This is a genomic window from Runella sp. CRIBMP, assembly GCF_009905605.1.
GTDB lineage: Bacteria > Bacteroidota > Bacteroidia > Cytophagales > Spirosomataceae > Runella.
This window is the reverse complement of record NZ_JAAAKZ010000002.1, coordinates 166,336-185,203: the sequence shown is the minus strand read 5'-3', so window position 1 is coordinate 185,203 and position 18,868 is coordinate 166,336. Positions and strand designations below refer to the sequence as shown.

The following is an 18,868-nucleotide window of genomic DNA, read 5'->3' as shown; positions in this document are numbered from 1 at the left end:
ATTTCGTGAAACAAAATGTGTTATTGTATTAATAGCCAGCCATTTGTGCTGTTAAAAACGTTTCACGCTCAGTATTTTTATGTTTAGTACTCCTGTTTTCGGGAATATTTCTTCAGTTATTCGAGGCGCAATCATGAAAGTTTGGGCGAGGCCAAAAAATTAGTTGTTTTGCGGTCAATAAATTTTAAAATTCACCGCCAGAATCTTACCAAGCTAGCAATTGTCAATGGAACATCTCTGTTAACATGGGATTGATTATGACGGCAGCCATCTAAGATTATCACCAATTTCACGTTATATTTAAGGCCTCCCCTCTTCGCTCACTGACCCAACCTACACTGAATGAGGTTCATTAAGTGTGGCACTTTGCTTATTTATTGTCCTAGAAATTGATTGAACTTAGAATTTGGATCTACGGGTATAACCTGAGAACTGCCATCGTCATAAACAATGGTTATAAGTACCGCACGACGAGGTTTTATCAATTCAAGAGAAGAATGATTTGAGGTCACTTCGGGTTTGCTTTGAGCGTTTCGAGAATCAGCTGAAGTCGATATCTTGGCCACGTGGTTTCTTTCACGCAAATCTGGCGTCGTTACATTACTAACTTTTGCGCCTCCATATCCTTGATTCTCAATTAGTTGTGTGATAATATGGGCTTCTTCTGGGGATTGAGTTCGAAACCATTCTAAGTTGTATTTTTCATTCCAAGCCACAATTTTCTCCAAAATGTCATGACTTGGCCGATTACGATAAGCCAAAATGTGTGAAATGGTTGAACGTTGTACTTTTATTGCATCTGCAAATTGAGAAGCATTCATATTGTTCTGATGTAGAATGACCCTAATCTTATTGTTTTTCAGGTAACGGATATCTGTAAAATCTGAAAATGTTGCCATATTGTAAACATTGAAAGTGATTTTACAAAGGTATTATTGTTTACATTAATAACAAATGTTTACAATTAAAAATTTATATGATTACAAATGTTTACAATTAAAAATTTATATGATTACAAATGTGTCAAATGTTTATGTATGTAAATTGTCGATTGTTTGCATTTTTATACTTTGTGTAAATTTATGTAAACGGATTATATTATTGATAATTAACTAGTTAACTCATTTCATATGAAATTTTTTGAATAATAGCCACCTCTACCTAAGAAGTAAATTGAACAATGTAATTTCTGTAAATAATCGCATTATTATTTGGAGTTTACAATATCTTTTTGTTACATTTGTATAAGTCAAACAGAGAAGCACAATATTTGGTCAGATAGTGCGGATGATAGTGAAGAAGGAAGCCGATTTGCTCGAAGATTTGTGGTTTGCTTATGTCGGGTTTTTCCGATAAGACAGTAATTTTATGGGGTAAATGAAGCACGTAAAAAAGCCACTCGATTGAAGTGGCTTTTTCGTTTTAAATATTTATCCTATCTTAAACGGCTACATTATTCTCTCGTAGGGCATCATTTAGTGATGTTTTTAGATCAGTACTAGGTTTTCTTTTCCCGATAATGAGCGCACATGGTACTTGAAATGTCCCTGCTGGGAATGTTTTTGGATAACTTCCTGGAATAACAACGCAATCATTGGGTACGTATCCTTTATATTCAATGACCTCCTCTCCTGTCACGTCCAGGATTTTCGAGCTACCAGTAATCGTGACTCCGGCTCCTAGTACGGCCCGCTTACCTATGTGTGCTCCTTCTACTACGATACAGCGCGAACCAATAAATGCACCATCTTCAATGATAACTGGTGCTGCTTGTGGGGGTTCAAGGACTCCCCCTATTCCAACTCCACCGCTGAGGTGTACATGTTTGCCTATTTGGGCACAACTTCCTACTGTAGCCCAAGTATCAACCATGGTACCTTCGTCCACGTAGGCACCAATATTAACATATGAAGGCATTAGTATAACTCCTTTTGCTAAGTACGCTCCATGTCTTGCTACAGCTGGGGGAACAACCCTCACTCCAGATGCTTTGTAGCCAGTCTTTAGTTTCATTTTATCATGGTACTCAAAAATCCCTATTTCTTTTAGTTCCATTTGTCGGATAGGGAAATAAAGTAGGATAGCTTTTTTTATCCAGTCATTGACAATCCATCCGTCGTTGGTTGGTTCTGCCACTCTGATTAGGCCCTCGTTCAATGCGTCTATTACATTCTCAATGGCTTGAATGACTTCTGGTTCTTTGGTGAGTTCTCTATTGTCCCAAGCGGCCTCTATTTGTACTTTTTCGTTCATTTGTAGTTAAAGTAAAACTTGATTTATTTTGATTTAATAATGTGATTATAGGGATTTTAAACTTATTTATTTGCTTAATTTATTTAAGTCTATAAAATGTATTATTATTAGTGTATATAATGTTCGGTATTGTAATAGAATGGTTTTCCTTGTTTGTTTTTGATTCTATGTTTCATTTTGGGTTGTTATACCCCTACTCTATTTTCTATATACTAGGGTGAAATTTGTTTTGTATGTAATATTACTAATTTATTGTCAAATGATGTAGTGTTTGATGTATTTATTGCCTTGAGTGTTTATTTTGATCTATGATATTATTTAGTAATAGCATTTTAGCTTCAATTTAGTAAATAGAAAATACATTAGCTTGTATTTAGTATAAATTACTAAACTTTACCTTATATTTTAGCATTATAACTGTATATTTACTAAATATACTAACATTAATTAGTAATAAATACTAATAACACTAACCAAGTGATCGAATTTTGCTAAAAAAACAATGGAAATGTATGCCTGCTATAAATAAAAAATATATAGTATCTTTGCCAATGAATTAATGATGTTCCATTAAACCACCAAAAAATACCCATGACAAAAGTAAAAGTAGCCATCAATGGTTTCGGACGAATTGGTAGACTTGCTTATCGCCAAATTTATAACATGCCAGACATTGATGTAGTAGCCATAAACGATTTGACGAGTCCATCTGTATTGGCTCATCTTCTAAAATACGACACTGCACAGGGAAGATTCAACGAAGAGGTAACCTCAACCGATAATAGTATTGTTGTAAATGGCGACGAAGTACGCATCTATGCACAAAAAAACCCTGCAGAAATTCCTTGGGGTGCTCATGAAGTAGATGTTGTATTAGAATGTACAGGTTTTTTTACCGATAAAGATAAAGCAGCAGCTCACATTACCGCAGGTGCCAAAAGAGTCGTTATCAGCGCCCCTGCAACTGGCGATTTAAAAACGGTTGTTTTTAACGTAAACCACAGCATTCTTGATGGCAGCGAAACCATCATCAGCTGCGCAAGTTGTACCACAAACTGTCTTGCACCAATGGCCAAAGCCCTTAACGACGCTTTTGGTATCGAAATAGGAAGCATGACTACCGTACACGCCTATACAAACGATCAAAATACACTTGATGCTCCTCACGCTAAAGGTGACTTAAGACGTGCAAGAGCTGCAGCCTCAAACATCGTTCCTAATAGCACTGGTGCAGCTAAAGCAATCGGATTAGTATTGCCCGAACTAAAAGGCAAATTAGACGGCGGCGCTCAGCGTATACCTGTTATCACTGGAAGTTTAACCGAATTAACCGTTATTTTAAATAAAAAAGTAACGACCGAAGAAGTTAATGCCACCATGAAAGCAGCAAGTAACGAAAGCTTTGGATATAATGAAGACGAAATCGTAAGCAGCGACATCATCGGAACTTCATTCGGAAGCCTATTCGATGCTACACAAACGAAAGTAATCAATGTTGGCGATAAGCAATTGGTAAAAACTGTAAGCTGGTACGATAACGAAATGAGCTATGTAAGCCAACTCGTTCGTACCGTTAAATACTTTGCACAGTTAATCTCGAAATAAGTAAAACTGAGTGATAATTTAAGCTATTGATACCGAAAAAGGCACTATCTCTAGTGCCTTTTTCTATTACTCCCCTCTCATTATAATTATTGTTAAATTTCTGACAATTAGACACTTAAGTTTTAAGATGAAAAATAATTCATTTTTGAATATTTATTCATTTTAAAACTTGTGTTATAAAAAACGCCCCCTTAGATAGTGAACAGGAAACCCTTTTTCGGTAAAAATTTGCTCAAAACGTGTCTTAATTCCATGGTGATCATCATGCATTTCAGATTGGTAGAGGTCAAAAGTAGCTTCTAAATCCTTCACCCCAAACTGCGTAAGTTCTTCTAATGTGAAATCAAACAACTCACGATTGTCGGTTTTTAAATGCAACAAACCTTCTTTCTGCATCACAGCACGGTATTTTTCCAGAAAATGCGGATGGGTTAATCGCCGCCGAACCCGTTTTTTGAGATTGAATGGGTCGGGGAAAGTAATCCAGATTTCAGAGACTTCCCCTTCTTCAAAAAAGTTTTGAAGAAACTCAATGTTCGCCCGGAGAAACGCCACGTTGGTCAAACCAAGCAGTGTGGCCTGCTGACTACCCGCCGCCAGTCGGTCACCTTTGACATCAATGCCAATAAAATTCAAATTGGGATATACTTGCGCTAATCCAACCGAATACTCCCCTTTTCCGCAGGCAAGTTCAAGAACGATGGGATTTGTGTTCAAAAAGTAACTTTCGTTCCACTTTCCTTTGATGGTTTCGTAGAGAGGTTTACCAACCTCTAATACATTGTCTGCCAGCGCATTACTCGCAAATTTAATCAGTTTCTTACGGCTCAAGGTTTTAATAATTTTGATAAGACAGTAATTAGGTACAGAATATTCAAATCTCAGACAGTTCAGAAACCACAAAAGTACTACCCCCAACGTAAATAAAATCATTAGAGGTGGCTTTTTGTCGGGCTGCGCTCAATGCCTCGTTTACATCTCTATATATACCACCTTTTAAACCAACTTTATCTGCTATATAGACTAATTCACTTGAAGGCAACGCCCTTGGTGAATCAAAGCTGCAAAAATAGAAATGGGCATTTGTCGGAAAAAGCCCCAAAACCCCTTTTACGTCTTTGTCTTTGACAAATCCCAGAATAAAGTGGAGTTGGTCGAAATCGTATCTTTTGATTTGGTTAATGGTTTCGCTCAATCCGCCATAATTGTGGGCAACATCGGCAACGGTCATCGGCGATTCACTCAACACTTGCCAACGCCCTTTAAACGAGGTAAGGGTTGTACAATGCGCCATTCCTGATTTTACCGCATCCAATGGAATATAAAAGCCTTGTTGATTTAATAATTCAACACTTTGCCAAACCCCCGCCACATTTTTAAGCTGATAGTTCCCGACCAAATCCAGCGTTATTGTATTTGCTGGCAAGGAGGCCTCTTTTTTACTTTCTATCGTTACGATACGTTTACCTTTTTCTACCGAAAGGGTGTTGACATGGTACTGTTGATCAGCGAAAAAAATCGGAGCGTTCAATTCCTCGGCTTTTTGAATAAAAACGGGGGCCGTTTCGGGCTGGGTTTCCGAAATGACGACGGGGGTATCAGCCTTAATAATTCCCGCTTTTTCAAAGGCAATTTTTTCAAGGGTATCTCCTAACAAGTCAGTATGATCAAAACTGATGTTGGTAATGACAGACAAAAGCGGGGAAATAATGTTTGTGGAGTCCAAACGCCCCCCCAAACCGACTTCAATGATGGCAATATCAACGTTTTGCTGGGCAAAATAATCAAACGCCAAAGCTACACTAATTTCAAAAAAAGACGGCTCAACCCTTTCGATGAGGCTCTTATGCTTTTCGACAAAGTCGACCACTACCCTTTCTTGGCACGGCTGGCCATTTATCTTAAAACGTTCAGTATAGGATTTTAAATGCGGTGACGTATGCAGGCCTACGTTATACCCCGCGGATTGGAGAATGGCCGCCAACAGATGAGAGGTACTCCCTTTCCCGTTGGTACCGCCAACGTGAATGCTTTTAAACCGCGTTTGGGGGCTTCCTAACGCCTCGCAAAGAGCCATAATGTTACCTAACCCTGGTTTCATCGCAGCGGCTCCTACGCGGTGAAAAACGGGCAATTTCTCGTACAAATACGCAATGGTTTCAGAATAGTTCATGACCGATTTTAAATGAAATAAAGGCAAAAATAAAGCGTCAAGAATTAACTTCCTGACGCTTTGCGCAATGTTTTAAATTATTTTACGAAATCTAATCCTTATCGAGATTTGATGTTGAACGTAATCGTGCCTTTGGAGGTCGGTGGTACATTTTCCGATTTTGGTACGAGTTTCATTCTACTTACCGCCCGTTTGTATAGGTCGACAATGGATTGGCTCACCGTCGATTCTTTAACCCGTACGTTTACAATGTCACCCGTATCGTCAACGGTTATTTCAAAAACAATGCGGCCCGATTCGTCTGAATCATCTTTCACCTGCGGTCGCGCCCCCATCCCCCAGCCTGAAACGTTTAGCGCCAATCCCGTTGCTGAGCCGCCTGGCTTACCGTACAAACTTTTGGCGTCAATTTTCCCGTTGGGGTTTCCTTGATCTCCTACGGTTCCTGGTTTGTCGCCATTGTTATTCCCCCCCGTGCCCGAAGCGGTTCCCGTGGTTCCGTTGCTGCCTTTTCCACTCCCTGATGACTTTTTAAATAGCGCGTTCTCATCCACTTTTTTAGGTTCAGGAGCGGGCTTTTCGGGGGTAACTGGCGCGGGAGTTGTTGCTTTAGATTCGGATTTAACAGGTTTGGTTTCTTCCTTTACTTCAACTGGACTTTCTACCTTACTCGTTACAGGAGGTTTGACGGGGGCCGTCTTGACGGGCTTAGGCGTTTCTACTTTGGTTACGGGTGGAGGCGTCACTTTGGGCGTAGGCGTTGCCTTCACTTTGGGGGTATCGTCCGATTTTTTGACATCTTCTGCCCGGGGTGAATCACTGGCTTTGTTATACGTTTGAACTTTTCCGTAGCCTGCCGCGTCGGTTCCAAAGTTTACTTCTACGTATTCAATGGTTTCTACTTTAGGAATGGTTTGGTATAATTTTACAAAAAATAAAGTCACAAACAGCACCGACGTTACGATTGTTGAGCCGGCAAAGGCAACCATTTGGTGTTCGCGATCTTGGGGGCTGGTCACTAGCATTGGTAATTCTTTGATTGATTTTGTCTAATTAACGCAAAATAAAGGGAATTTGTATACTGACAAAAAAAAAGGGGCAATTAGCCCCCTTTACTATTTTCGATTAGTATGATTCTTTATTGACGAAATACGTAAGCATTGGCTCCAGAAAGGAAACTTACACGGGCTAACTGTGATTTTGCTTTTTTAGAATTCTCACACCCAATCGCGGCCACAATGATTAATTTCCCCTCGATGGGTTCAGGGTTGAGAATGTGCGCGTTCTCGTATCCGTTCCGTCGCAATTTTTTCTCAAGTTTACGGGCGTTTTCAATATTTGAAAATCCACCTGCAATCACCAAAAAGTCAGATTTCTCATCCGATTTGTAAGAAATTGGTGCGGGTTCTTCGGTGATTGGCTTTTCGACAACTTCTTTTTTTACGGCAACGATTTCTTTAACTGCTATGGGCTTAACTGCTACGGCAGGTGCCGACTCTTCAGCCGTTACAGCCTCATTTTCAACGGGTAAAGCCGATGTCTCTTTTGGGACTGAATACTGTTTTTTAACACTGTTAGATTTAATATCAGTCGCAAACCAAGCTTTCACGGCAGGTACAAGGTCAAAAGGATTGAGGCTTGACTTTAAACTTTCGGAAGGCAACTGGGTAATTCCCGCTACCATCGCGCAACCAGCAATCAAAAGACCTCCAATGTACATTCCGACGCGGGAGCGACGACGACGGGGTAACTCATACGTCAACTCCTTAGCCGCACGGTCCGTCTCGGTCCAGTTGTATGCATCCGCAGTTTCGGCAATTTTCAATGCGGGGTCTACCTGATTGACATGGACGGATTTCAAACCATAGCTCTCGGCGTAGAAATTAACCAAGGGCAACGGCTCAAATTGTAGTTTACCTTCCTCATTATTGGCCAGACTTCCAATGCCCTCCAACATAAAACTACCATTCTCCTGAATGGACTGTTTGATGTCTTCTACAAATTTCCGAATTCGTTTCTGTGCTTCTTCACGGGAGATTTGCTCATTGATGGTCAGGTAGTGCGCCAATAATCCATCGTCCAATTTGAGCGCTTCATTGAAGGCTACCCTTTTTTGGGGTGCGTGGTAAAGTGCATTTTGCTCGCTGTAAAAAGCGTGGCTGAAATACACTAAAAACCCGCCTAGGTCAGGCAGAACAACACAGTCGTGTTCGAAAAGTAATTTTCGGGTATAATCCAATACCGATATCATATCTTTCATCAAACCGTTTATGGGGAATTGGGTACTAAGGTACACATTCAAAAAAAAAAAAGCAACAGTCCGAAGACGATTGCTTTTTAAATTAAAAGAAAAAGATGGCTAATTGCTTCTTATAGAACGCTCTGACGCATCTGCTTCTGCAAAAGTTTTTTTATTTAGAACTGGAGCGATAATCCAGCTAAGAAATTAAGGCCCTGTTGCGGATAATACAAATACCGCTCGTAGCTTTTGCCCAGCAAATTGTTGACCGAGGCAAAGATAGAAAAGTTGCGCGTCAGCAGATAATCCACCTTCAAATTCAAATCTACAATGGGTTTCAAGGCTACGGTTTTTCCCGTCAGAAAGTTCCGATTTTTGATTCCGCCGATATAATAGGCGTCGATGGTCGCGAACATTTTTTTGCTGAAAACAAAGTGGTTATTCCACGTGACCGTGGTCGTTGGACGCCCCCAAGGCTGTTCGAGGCGTTTGACTCCGTAATCATAAAAATCACCGCGCAAGGTAGAACGAACAATGTTTTGGTATTGGTAGCCTACCTGGGCCGAAACCGTCAGCACGTTGATATAATCGGCATCATACACGACGGCAAACTTGGTCGAATCTAGCCAATCATTGTTAAATCCGTAAAAATTCTTAAACAATGCGTATGATACTTTCCCCTCAAATTGAAACGAGGGTCCCACTTCTCCTTTTAACCCGCCGTAGATGTCTCGGCTTCGTTCGGTATTGGCAATGGTCACATTGGGGGCTAACCAGCGGTTTTCGCCCAATAATGAGCGGAGCGTGTTACGGCTCATATCTCCCCCGTAACCCGCAAAAATATGAACTCCGTTAAAAGGAACAGCATCCACTTCCAACTGCGGGAATCCAACGGTACGGTTTATTTTAAGGCGATCGTCAGTTTCGTTGACGGCTTTGAATGCCGCCGTTACCGTGAACGCATTATAAGCAAATTTGAACGCAGGCTTGATGCTGAACAAGTTGCGCTTAAAAGTTTCGGCATCGACCCGCTGTGAAACAAAGGCATCGGCGTTCAGCAGCGCAAATATATTTTCGGTAATCGGAATCGAACCCGAGAAATTGGTTCCCCAGTCGGTTTCGCCCGCATTGTAGCGGTCGCTCAAACGATACAAAGAGGTTTTGAGCGCGTAGTCAATGAATTTGTTGTTGTCAATATTTTCAAATCCTACCTGAAGACCAAAGGTGTTGAGCGTTTGGCGAATGTTTGCCTTTTGAACTTCGGCGTTGGGCTGGTTGCGGTTGGCGTAGAAATAATAATTGTCGCGGTCATAAAAAAGCGTCCCCCCCAACTTAAATGTACTGCCCAAATACTGGCCGTTGATTTTCAAGCGGTTTTCACTATTGGCCGAATTTTTCCCGTCTACGGGCCCCGTTTGATTGGAAAGATGTTTAAAATGAACATCATACCCAAGGTCTTCGGTTTGCCCCCCCATGAATCCTTCGCCGTACACCTTACCATAATTGCCCCCGCCGAGTTTTACATAATTTTGCAGGTTACCGTCTTCTTCGGGTTTCTCATTTCCGTTGACGGGCAACACATTGGGGGTCATCTTTGGGGCACCAAGGGTAAGTTTGGGAGCTCGAAATTCATAATTTAACTTTCGGTCGTCGTCCTCGTTGGTAAACGGCTGCAATTTATTGTACAGGCGGTTGGCCGGTGGCAATTCAATTTTTTTCTTTTTTTCAATTTCAAACGTCTGACTGTCAATCTCGCCCGTTGGTTTTTGGGCCAAAACATCTTGGGAAAGAAAGGTATATAGTGACTGGCTGACTAAGAGTGATACGAGTATTTTTTTCATCGTTTGTCCGTTTCGATTGGGTTATCCGTTTCCTGTATATGCGGTGTGGGTTATTGTAATGCGGCCAATTTTGCCTTGGCCAGTTCGAGGGCTTGCGCATCATCGGTGTTTTCAATCACTGATTGGAGCGTGGCTTTTGCCTGATCGGGGTCTTTCAATCCCACATATACATCGGCCAATAAGATAAAGGCCCTTACCCGCCACTTTTCATAGTCGGCAAATTGCTTATTCAATTCCATCACCGACGCCTGAGCTTCTTTGTATTTTTGCTGGCGATATAGGGCGTCGGAGGCCCAATACTTCGCTTCTGCCCCAAACTCATCCTTGGAAACCGCCAAAATTTTCTTCAATTCGGCATCGGCAGTCTTGTAGTCTTCTTTTTCAATGTACACTTTCGCGGTTTGCATTTGGGCTTTTTTGGTTGAACCCGGAATGACGTCTCCCGCGTTAATCACTTCACGGGCAAAATACAGGGTCGAATCGTATTTCTTCATCACAAAGTAAGTATCCATCAATCGCATCAATCCCGTTACCCGGTCGGTTTTACTCTCTGACTGCGCAAACACTACGTAATAATTACGCACCGCATTGGGATAATTTCCCAGTTGGTTTTCAATATCTCCCGCCCGTAAGGCCGCTTTGGGAGTAAACCGCTCGTCTGACTCCCCAATGACCATGTTAAACAATTTGATGGCATTGGGGAAATCGTTGGAACGATAAAAACTTTCTCCCGCCAAATACCGTGCTTCCGTGGCCGATGCGCTGTTGGGGTAATCCCGGATAAAACTTTGCAGGGCTTTGAGGGCTTGGGGATACTTTCCATCGGCGTACAATCCTTTGGCCGTTTCAAATTCCAATTTTTCGGTTTCGGTACTTTGCGGATTTTTACGTTTGTAGTCAGAAAGCACATCCGACATTTCCTCGGTCCGTCCCGCATTTTCGAGCGTAGACTGCAGCCCCAACAAGGCTTCTTTGGCCGCTGGAGCGTCTGAATACTCACTCAAAATACGTTTGTAATCGCGCACGGCTTCTTCGTACACCTGAATGTTATTGTAAGCCAACGCCCGTTTTAAAAGAGAAGGCGGAATCAGGTAGCTACGCGGTTTGTCTTTGATCAGGCGGCTGTAAGCCCGAATGGCGGCTTGGTAGTTTGCCCGTTCCATGTCAATGTTGGCCGATTGAAAAAGGGCATCATCGGCGTACCGCGACGTCGGGAATTGAGCAATCACCTTATCGAATTGGGCCTTGGCTTCTACGTCTTTTTCCTGATACGTGAGAATCAACCCTTTTTGATACAAGGCATAATCGCGGTCTAAACGGCCTTCACTAAGCGCTTTGTCGTACATGGCCATTGCCTGTGCGTAGTTTTTATCCGTCAGGTAAGAATCCGCGATTCGAATCGTAGCATCTTCGAGGGTCTGTGGGTCGCCGACCGTTTTTCCTTTGGCAACGTATTGCTGGAAATTAGTCAGGGCAGATTTGTAGTCTTTGGTGTTATAATAGGCGTATCCTAACGAATAAAGACTACGAATGCCGTAAGGAGAACCTGAACTGCCACGAACCAGCTGCTGATAAATGGGAATGGCTTCGCCATAGCGATTCATGGCCGAAAAAGCTTCCCCTTTTTGAAAATTAGCGGCTTGTTCAATGTCACGGTCAATGGGATATTTAAGGGATTTATCGAAATTAACGATGGATTGGGCATAGCGCTCGGCATTAAAGTCGGCAATGCCCAAATTCATGGTTTGGCGCTGATATGCGGCTTTGGTGGCATCGTCCAATTTTTTCAGTTTTTCAATGTACGCCACCGCCGCCGCACTGTTGTTGGATTTGGTCAGCGACAAAATGGACAGCTTAGTGGCTTCTTCTTCAAAGCTGCTATTGGGGTATTTTTTCAGAAACTCCTGTAATTCTGTAAAAGCAGCCGAATGGTTATTCAGTTCAAGCTGCACTTTGGCGTGGTTGAAGGTTGATTCTTCCTGAATGTTTTTATTAAACGCCAATTTAGATGAATTATCCAGCGCCGTCAACGCCGCCTGCGGATTTTTGTTTTGTAAATGGCTAATTCCAATGACGTAAGATGCAAACTGACCCGTTGTATCTTTCCGGGTCGAAACGGTTTTTAATTGATCAATGGCACCCGTATAGTTACCCGTACGAAAAAGGGAATGACCATACCTAAACTGAACTGGCGCGGGGGCGGCGGTTTCCCGTCCTTTCAATTGCGAATACAAGGCGTAATTTTTGGCAGCCTCGGCATAATTGCCTTTCCCATAATATACCTCAGCGGTGTAAAGTGCCACGTCATTGAGTTTCACACCACCCCCTTGCTGACGACGCAACAACGGCTCCGAATAAGCAATAAGTTCATCATAACGCTCCGCTTGATACAGCGAAGCCACAATCCAGTTGGGAATATCAGCTTTGAACTGCGGATTTGTCTCGATGCTTTTGAAACTACGATACGCATCCATGTACTTCCCGTTTTGGTATTGAATTACCCCCGCATAATACGAAGACGGGGCAAAATAATCGCTTGTAGGGTCGCGTTGTACTTCGGCAAAGTACTGCAAGGCCGCATTGTATTGTTTTAAACTATAATACGACAGGCCCAACTTATAGCGGGTTTCGGCGGCGGCGTAGTAATTAGCACTGCGTTCGAGTGCTTTGGTCAGGTAGGTAACGGCGTTTGAATAATCTCCCCGGTCAAAGTAGTATTTCCCTAAATCGCTGTAAATCACCGCCGCTTTGGGATGCTCTGGGTGGTTTCGCACAAAACGATCCACGGCCAACTCCGCTTCGGGGGCATCGGCATACAGTGCGCACAAGGTCGTGTAATATTCGGCGTTTACGGCCGTGTAGTCGTTGGTATTGAGCAAAGCGGGCCGTTTCTCTAAATAATACCTGAACTCTTGTTTGGCGGCCGAATAATTTGATTTTTCGAATAGCTCTACGCCATTACGATAATGTACGTCGGCCTCGGTGTATCCGAGGGTATTTTGGGCATTTACCCGGATAAATAAAAAGAAACAAATGGAGAGTGGAAGAACGCTGCGTCTTAAAAGCATGATGAGGGAATTAGGTTTCTTCAGTTACGCAATACTAATAAGTTATTCTGATAATTTTGCCAAAGAACGAAAAACCACGCGTAAAACGTATACAATAGCCTTTTTATATACCAGCGTTGGGGGCAAAAAAAAACCTAGTTTGGGTCGAAAATGAGTCGTTTTTCACCCACGTAGCGCAGGGGCAATTTCTCCGTCTTGATTTACAAGAAAAGACCCTACTCACCACTATTTAATGCTCACGAAAAATCCGCCACCAACCAATTAGTGTTACATAAATCAACCTTCCTAAGGACGTCAACTCTAGCGGGGAGGAATCCCTTCTGCTTCATAAAATGCGTGAAATGAATTTCAGGCCACAAATTTCAATAAAAACTTGTTTTTTTAGATGAGAGGCTGTATTTTTGCGCTCCTTTTGTAGAAATCAAGACAATATATATTTTACAATAAACCAATGGCAAATCATAAGTCAGCATTAAAGAGAATTCGGGCCAACGAAACAAAACGCCTTAGAAACCGTTACCAACACAAAACAACCCGTACCATGGTTCGCAAACTGCGCGATACTAAAGACCAGGTTGTGGCATCAGAACTTTACAAAACGGTGTCATCTATGTTGGATAAATTAGCGAAGAAAAACATCATTCATAAAAACAAAGCAGGTAACCTCAAATCGAAGTTAGCAAGATACGTAAATGGTCTTGCAGCCACTGCTTAGTTCTTTTTTGTTTTATAAAAACCTTCAAAGCGAGTAGTTTTGAAGGTTTTTTTGTATTTATGCAAAATTAACTATTGAATCAAATCGTTGTATAACCTGAAACCACTGTAAAATTCCATGAAAAACTTGAGTGCAACATTGGGTATGGCATTGTTGAGTGTAACAACTGCCTTGGCCCAAAAACCCACCATTGAGTTTAATGCCCGCGGTATTGTAGCCCTATCTGATGGCGACATGGCCGCCTCGGCAAGTGTAGACGGCAAATTATTAAAACAAGTTGGCGTAAAAGATGCATTGACCGTTTATCCTCTCCCAATTAAACAGGGTCAGGAAGTGGGCTCATCGCCCGTTCCTAACTCCGCTTTTGGATGGACCCGCAACGCCACCATTACTTCGGATGGTCGATATGCGTACGTGATTGAATCTAGGGCCCAGACGACCGACAGTTTAAAAAGCGTAAAAAGTATTGCTGAGTTGCCCGCTGGTAGTACCATGTACATCGTAGACATCTCAAACTTGGCCAAACCTACGGCCCGTAAAGTACCCGTGGGTAAAAACCCAACGGCCGTTGATATGCTGGGCAGCAACCTGCTGATTACTTCGGAAGAAACCGGCAAAGAATTACGATTATTTGAAATCGGTGCGGGTGGTCTTCCTACCCGGAACGTGCCCATCGCGTTGAACCTCCAAAATGCCCGGGCAACGGACGTTACGTGGCACCCCGACGGCGAATTTGTGGCCATTACGGTAGAAGAGACCAAAGAAATCTGGCTTTTCAAAGCCAAGCGTAACGCGCAAAACAAAATTGCTACGTTTGAGCCCTTTGGTACCCCCGCAAAAATTACGGGAAAACCTGGCCCAGGCGCGTTTACGCCCGATGGTACCTTATTTATTGTTTCAGATTTGAAGGATGGCTCAGCTGCCAGCGAGTTGACAGCCATTCAGTTCAATACAACCGCCGAAGATCCAAAAACCGCTGAACATAAAGTTCTCGGTTCAACGGCCGTAGGAATCGGCGCTGAAAGCTTTAGCATCAGCCCCGACGGAACCACCATCGTAACAGCCAACAAGAATGCTTCGGCTCAACCTTGGGAAGGCAACGTTGGCAAAGCAACCCTTTCGTTGTTAACCTTGGCAAAAGACGGAAAAATGGCAAAAGTAGCCGATTACGACTTGGATGGCATTGCCCCTGAAAGTGTCATTTTTGATAAAACAGGCGACAATGTGGCCGTTTCGTTATACGAATATTTTGACTATGGCAATCGTAATGGTGGAATTGAGTTTTTTAAAGTCACCAAAGGTGGAACCCCAGCCCTGACCAAACAACTCGCCAAAATCAGCGCCCCTAAAGGTTGCTATACCGTAAAAATCATTCCTTAATTAAGGATATTACAACCCTAAAAGGGAAGTCGTTTCTTGATGAAGCGGCTTCCCTTTCTTATTTTTGCCCATTCTCATCCCCTTTTTCCATGACATTACAACAAATACAAGAAGCGACCGAATTTCTTCAGCAACAAACGCAACACTTTACGCCAACCACCGGAATCATCTTGGGTACGGGTTTGGGGGCTTTGGTACAAGATATTGACATTGAGTACAGTATTGACTACGAAAACATTCCCCATTTTCCCATCTCAACCGTCGAATCACACAAAGGGCGCTTACTCTTTGGAACGCTGGTTGGTAAAAAAGTAATTTGTATGCAGGGGCGCTTTCACTATTACGAAGGCTATTCAATGCAGCAAGTGACGTTTCCCATCAGGGTCATGAAATTTTTAGGAATCCAGCAATTAATCGTTTCAAATGCAGCGGGTGGACTCAATGAAAACTATCAGGTGAGCGACTTGATGATCATCAACGACCATATCAGCCTCTTCTTGCCTGAAAATCCGCTCATTGGCCCCAACCTTTCTACCCTCGGTGACCGCTTTCCCGACATGAGCGAACCTTACGAAACGACGTTGGTTGAGAAAGCACTCCAAATTGCCCAAGCCAACGGAATTCGGGCCCACGCAGGCGTGTATGCAAGTGTAACCGGTCCACAACTAGAAACCAAAGCCGAGTACCGGATGCTGCGATTATTGGGTGCAGATGCCGTGGGGATGAGCACCGTCCCAGAAGTGATTGTGGCCCGCCACATGGATTTGCCAGTGGTTGGTATTTCGGTCATTACGGATATGTGCATTCCTGAACAACTTGAAAAAGCTGAAATTCAGAAGATACTGGCCGCCGCTTACAAAGCAGAACCCCACATGACCTTCATCATCAAAGAATTGATTCACACCTGATATTTTACTATTTAAAAAACATATTTGTATTAAAAACGCCCAACCCGTTTTGACTTAAAAAACCTTTAAAGTCTCATTTTGAGACAATCAAAAGACATTGGTTTAATTTTTACGAATTTTTATCGTTTTTTTTGGTCACTTCTTGCATTTTTAAAAAATATCATTTTATCTTTACACCCAAGTTCGATATAAAAGGGACAAAAGAAAATTTAACAATACGTAATATTGAGAGAACGTTTTACTACAGTCATGAATTTAAGTGTGTCGAGATTTAGTACAGTAGTTATACTTATAGTAGTAGCTGCACTTTCTCGGATAGTACCCCATCCGTTCAATTTCACTCCTATTGGAGCGATTGCCCTATTTGGTGCTGCACAATTTAATCGCAAATTATTTGCATTCATGATTCCGGCAGCGGCTATGCTTTTAAGCGATGCCCTCCTTGGTAACCCATCTCTCCCTACCTACCTTTCTTTTGCACTTATTACCGTTTTTGGTTTAGTTTACTTGAAAAAAGTGACCATGAGCCGCCTGTTTGTTTCAAGTTTGGTGGCGTCCATCTCGTTCTTTTTAATTACAAACTTTTTTGTGTGGTTTGGAGGTAGCATGTATCCACAAACAGGACTGGGATTAATCGCCTGCTACTCCGCGGGATTGGCCTTTTACCAACAAACATTATTTGGTAACTTATTTTTGAACACAATCATGGGAGACTTATTTTATACTTCCTTGCTCTTTGGTTCATTTTATCAAATTAATAAAATTGCTTTCAAGCCCACCGTGGCATAAAAATATTTGTTTTCATGGCTGTTAATAGGTAGACAAATAGCTCCGATCTTCGGAGCTATTTTCTTTTACCTTGTAGCCCTCCCGAATGTAAAACTACAACGACATCTCCCTGGTTAAAAAAACCTTTTCGTACCAAGTCCACCACCCCATACATCATCTTTCCCGTATAAACCTGTTCTAAGGGTATGGTGGTTTTCTGCTCAAAGTCGTCGATGAACTGGTTAAGTTCTTCGGTTTCTTTTCCGTACCCCCCAAAATGATAGTCCGTAAAAATCTCCCACGTTTTGTTATGCAGCGGAACAAATGCCGCTAGGTGCGCTTCTACTTCGCGCTTTTTAATTTTCAAACTTGAAAAAACCAGTACTTTAGCCGATACGGCGGCCGATAGCAATCCAGCCGAAGTGCCGCCTGTACCAAAAGCCGAACAAAAATAATCAACGGGAGCAGCAAGTTGGGACTGAATCTCTTCTACCGCTTCACGTACTCCTTTTATTGCCAATTGATTGGAGCCGCCTTCGGGAAGAAAGTATGAATTGTCGCCAAATTGACTAATCAACAATTCTTTGTCACGGTACGCGGTCCGGCTGACAAATTGCAGGTGCATTCCGCAATGAGACGCAAATTGCAAGGTTTGGTTTGAGTCGGCATGAAGTTCATCGCCCCTGATAATTCCTAGCGTTTCGAAGCCCATGGCCTGACCCGCCGCCGCAACCGCCGCAATATGATTGGAATAGGCCCCACCAAAAGTTACAAGCCGCTTAAAGCCCAGTCTTTCTGCTTCCCGAAGGTTGTATTTTAGTTTACGCCACTTATTCCCCGATACGAATGGGTGCAGCAAATCATCCCTTTTCATGTAGACCCTAACCCCATGCTCGGTGAATAAAGGCAGTTGAACGATTTGAAGGGGAGATTGGGCGGCATTTTCCCAAAATCTATCTACTCTACTCACAATAACATTTGGTTTTATGTACATTTGTTTGTTTCAAACGCAAGTTTTAACACTTTTCACTCATCCTAATACAATCATGAAAAAAATATTTTCAACCCTGTTATTTTTTGGGGTCATGCTCAATGTTTCGGCACAGGATACCCCTACCGCCGACGCCATCATTGATAAGTACCTTTCGGCCATTGGCGGCAAAGATGCCATCGCTAAAATCGAGGACCTGACCATCGGAACCGCCGCCGAAACCCAACGCGGCACCATGGAAGCTGAAATCAAGGTAAAGAAACCCAACAAATTCTCATCGGTCAGGTACATGATGGGTAACGAAATAATGCGTTCTACCAGCGATGGGGCAAAGGTCGAAACCGTGTCGGGATTTGGCGGCAATACAAACAATCGGGTAGCCGAGGGCAAAGATGCCATCGCCCAGATTTTACAAAATGTTCCATTTCCTGAATTGCTTTATGCAGAATACGGCATTATAAAAACAGTTGCTGGCAAAGAAGCCGTAAATGGCAAAGACGCGTGGAAAGTAGACTTTGAAATTCCTGAAGGAAGAAAATGGAGCGAATTCTTTGACGTTGAAAGTGGCTTAAAAGTAAAAAGAATGGCCAATATGGAAGGAATGAGAGGCGGTGGCCAACGCCCGCAAGGACAACCAGGCGGCGGGCCAGGAACTGGACAGGGACAAGCGCCTGGCGGTCAAGACGGGCAACGACCTGGGGGCGGGCAGCGCGGTATGGGCGGCGGCATGATGAATGTTACATTCAGTAATTACAAAGAAATTAAGGATGGCAACGGGGTAAAAATTCCGTACACCCGCGAACAAGGCAACGGGCAATTCTCGTCAAAAGAGGAAGTGCAATCCGTGAAAATCAACAAAGGCATCAAAGAAAGCAATTTTGTAATCAAATAAGCCTTATCAAAAACGAAAGGGCGCTGGATTCAGGA

Annotated in this window: 15 protein-coding genes; 6 read left to right on the top strand and 9 right to left on the bottom strand. The window is 42.7% G+C overall.

Annotated features, from left to right (window positions below; genetic code table 11):
- Nucleotides 1-374 precede the first annotated feature (374 nt).
- A complete protein-coding gene (locus GVN20_RS05910; RefSeq protein WP_166557456.1) occupies nt 375-899 on the bottom strand; it encodes a helix-turn-helix transcriptional regulator in 525 nt (174 codons plus the stop codon).
- Between the two features lie 541 nt (nt 900-1,440).
- On the bottom strand, nt 1,441-2,253 hold the full coding sequence (locus tag GVN20_RS05905) for a 2,3,4,5-tetrahydropyridine-2,6-dicarboxylate N-succinyltransferase (RefSeq protein WP_166557455.1): 813 nt from the start codon (nt 2,251-2,253) through the stop codon (nt 1,441-1,443).
- A 591-nt stretch (nt 2,254-2,844) separates the two neighbouring features.
- Between GVN20_RS05905 and gap the strand changes: the two genes are divergently transcribed.
- Entirely contained in the window at nt 2,845-3,858 is a 1,014-nt protein-coding gene (gene gap, locus GVN20_RS05900) for a type I glyceraldehyde-3-phosphate dehydrogenase (RefSeq protein WP_166557454.1), read from the top strand.
- 174 nt (nt 3,859-4,032) lie between these two features.
- On the opposite strand, the gene trmB is transcribed toward gap, so the two are convergent.
- The 6 genes from trmB to GVN20_RS05870 form a co-directional block, all read right to left on the bottom strand.
- Nucleotides 4,033-4,689, bottom strand: a complete 657-nt coding sequence (gene trmB / locus GVN20_RS05895; protein ID WP_166557453.1) for a tRNA (guanosine(46)-N7)-methyltransferase TrmB — start codon at nt 4,687-4,689, stop codon at nt 4,033-4,035.
- Between the two features lie 43 nt (nt 4,690-4,732).
- Entirely contained in the window at nt 4,733-6,031 is a 1,299-nt protein-coding gene (locus GVN20_RS05890) for a folylpolyglutamate synthase/dihydrofolate synthase family protein (RefSeq protein WP_166557452.1), read from the bottom strand.
- A gap of 98 nt (nt 6,032-6,129) precedes the next feature.
- Nucleotides 6,130-7,056, bottom strand: coding sequence for a hypothetical protein (locus GVN20_RS05885; protein ID WP_166557451.1), 927 nt, complete (start codon nt 7,054-7,056; stop codon nt 6,130-6,132).
- Nucleotides 7,057-7,169: 113 nt separating this feature from the next.
- Nucleotides 7,170-8,291, bottom strand: coding sequence for a hypothetical protein (locus tag GVN20_RS05880; RefSeq protein ID WP_166557450.1), 1,122 nt, complete (start codon nt 8,289-8,291; stop codon nt 7,170-7,172).
- A 155-nt stretch (nt 8,292-8,446) separates the two neighbouring features.
- Nucleotides 8,447-10,111 carry a TonB-dependent receptor gene (locus GVN20_RS05875; RefSeq protein ID WP_166557449.1) on the bottom strand — a complete coding sequence of 555 codons (1,665 nt, stop codon included), beginning with the start codon at nt 10,109-10,111 and terminating at the stop codon, nt 8,447-8,449.
- A gap of 50 nt (nt 10,112-10,161) precedes the next feature.
- Entirely contained in the window at nt 10,162-13,179 is a 3,018-nt protein-coding gene (locus GVN20_RS05870) for a tetratricopeptide repeat protein (protein ID WP_166557448.1), read from the bottom strand.
- A gap of 451 nt (nt 13,180-13,630) precedes the next feature.
- Between GVN20_RS05870 and rpsT the strand changes: the two genes are divergently transcribed.
- The 4 genes from rpsT to GVN20_RS05850 all read left to right on the top strand — a co-directional run bounded on the left by rpsT (nt 13,631) and on the right by GVN20_RS05850 (nt 16,971).
- Complete coding sequence (gene rpsT / locus GVN20_RS05865) at nt 13,631-13,894, top strand: 30S ribosomal protein S20 (protein ID WP_114065675.1); 264 nt, start codon at nt 13,631-13,633, stop codon at nt 13,892-13,894.
- A 117-nt stretch (nt 13,895-14,011) separates the two neighbouring features.
- Nucleotides 14,012-15,274: a WD40 repeat domain-containing protein gene (locus GVN20_RS05860; RefSeq protein WP_166557447.1), complete on the top strand. Its 1,263-nt coding sequence runs from the start codon at nt 14,012-14,014 to the stop codon at nt 15,272-15,274.
- A gap of 89 nt (nt 15,275-15,363) precedes the next feature.
- Nucleotides 15,364-16,182 carry a purine-nucleoside phosphorylase gene (locus GVN20_RS05855; protein ID WP_166557446.1) on the top strand — a complete coding sequence of 273 codons (819 nt, stop codon included), beginning with the start codon at nt 15,364-15,366 and terminating at the stop codon, nt 16,180-16,182.
- Between the two features lie 249 nt (nt 16,183-16,431).
- A complete protein-coding gene (locus GVN20_RS05850; RefSeq protein ID WP_166557445.1) occupies nt 16,432-16,971 on the top strand; it encodes a DUF6580 family putative transport protein in 540 nt (179 codons plus the stop codon).
- Nucleotides 16,972-17,026: 55 nt separating this feature from the next.
- Here GVN20_RS05850 and GVN20_RS05845 read toward each other — a convergent pair whose 3' ends face one another.
- Entirely contained in the window at nt 17,027-17,920 is an 894-nt protein-coding gene (locus GVN20_RS05845) for a pyridoxal-phosphate dependent enzyme (protein ID WP_310586810.1), read from the bottom strand.
- Nucleotides 17,921-17,996: 76 nt separating this feature from the next.
- Between GVN20_RS05845 and GVN20_RS05840 the strand changes: the two genes are divergently transcribed.
- Nucleotides 17,997-18,833, top strand: a complete 837-nt coding sequence (locus tag GVN20_RS05840) for a hypothetical protein (protein ID WP_166557443.1) — start codon at nt 17,997-17,999, stop codon at nt 18,831-18,833.
- Nucleotides 18,834-18,868 lie beyond the last annotated feature (35 nt).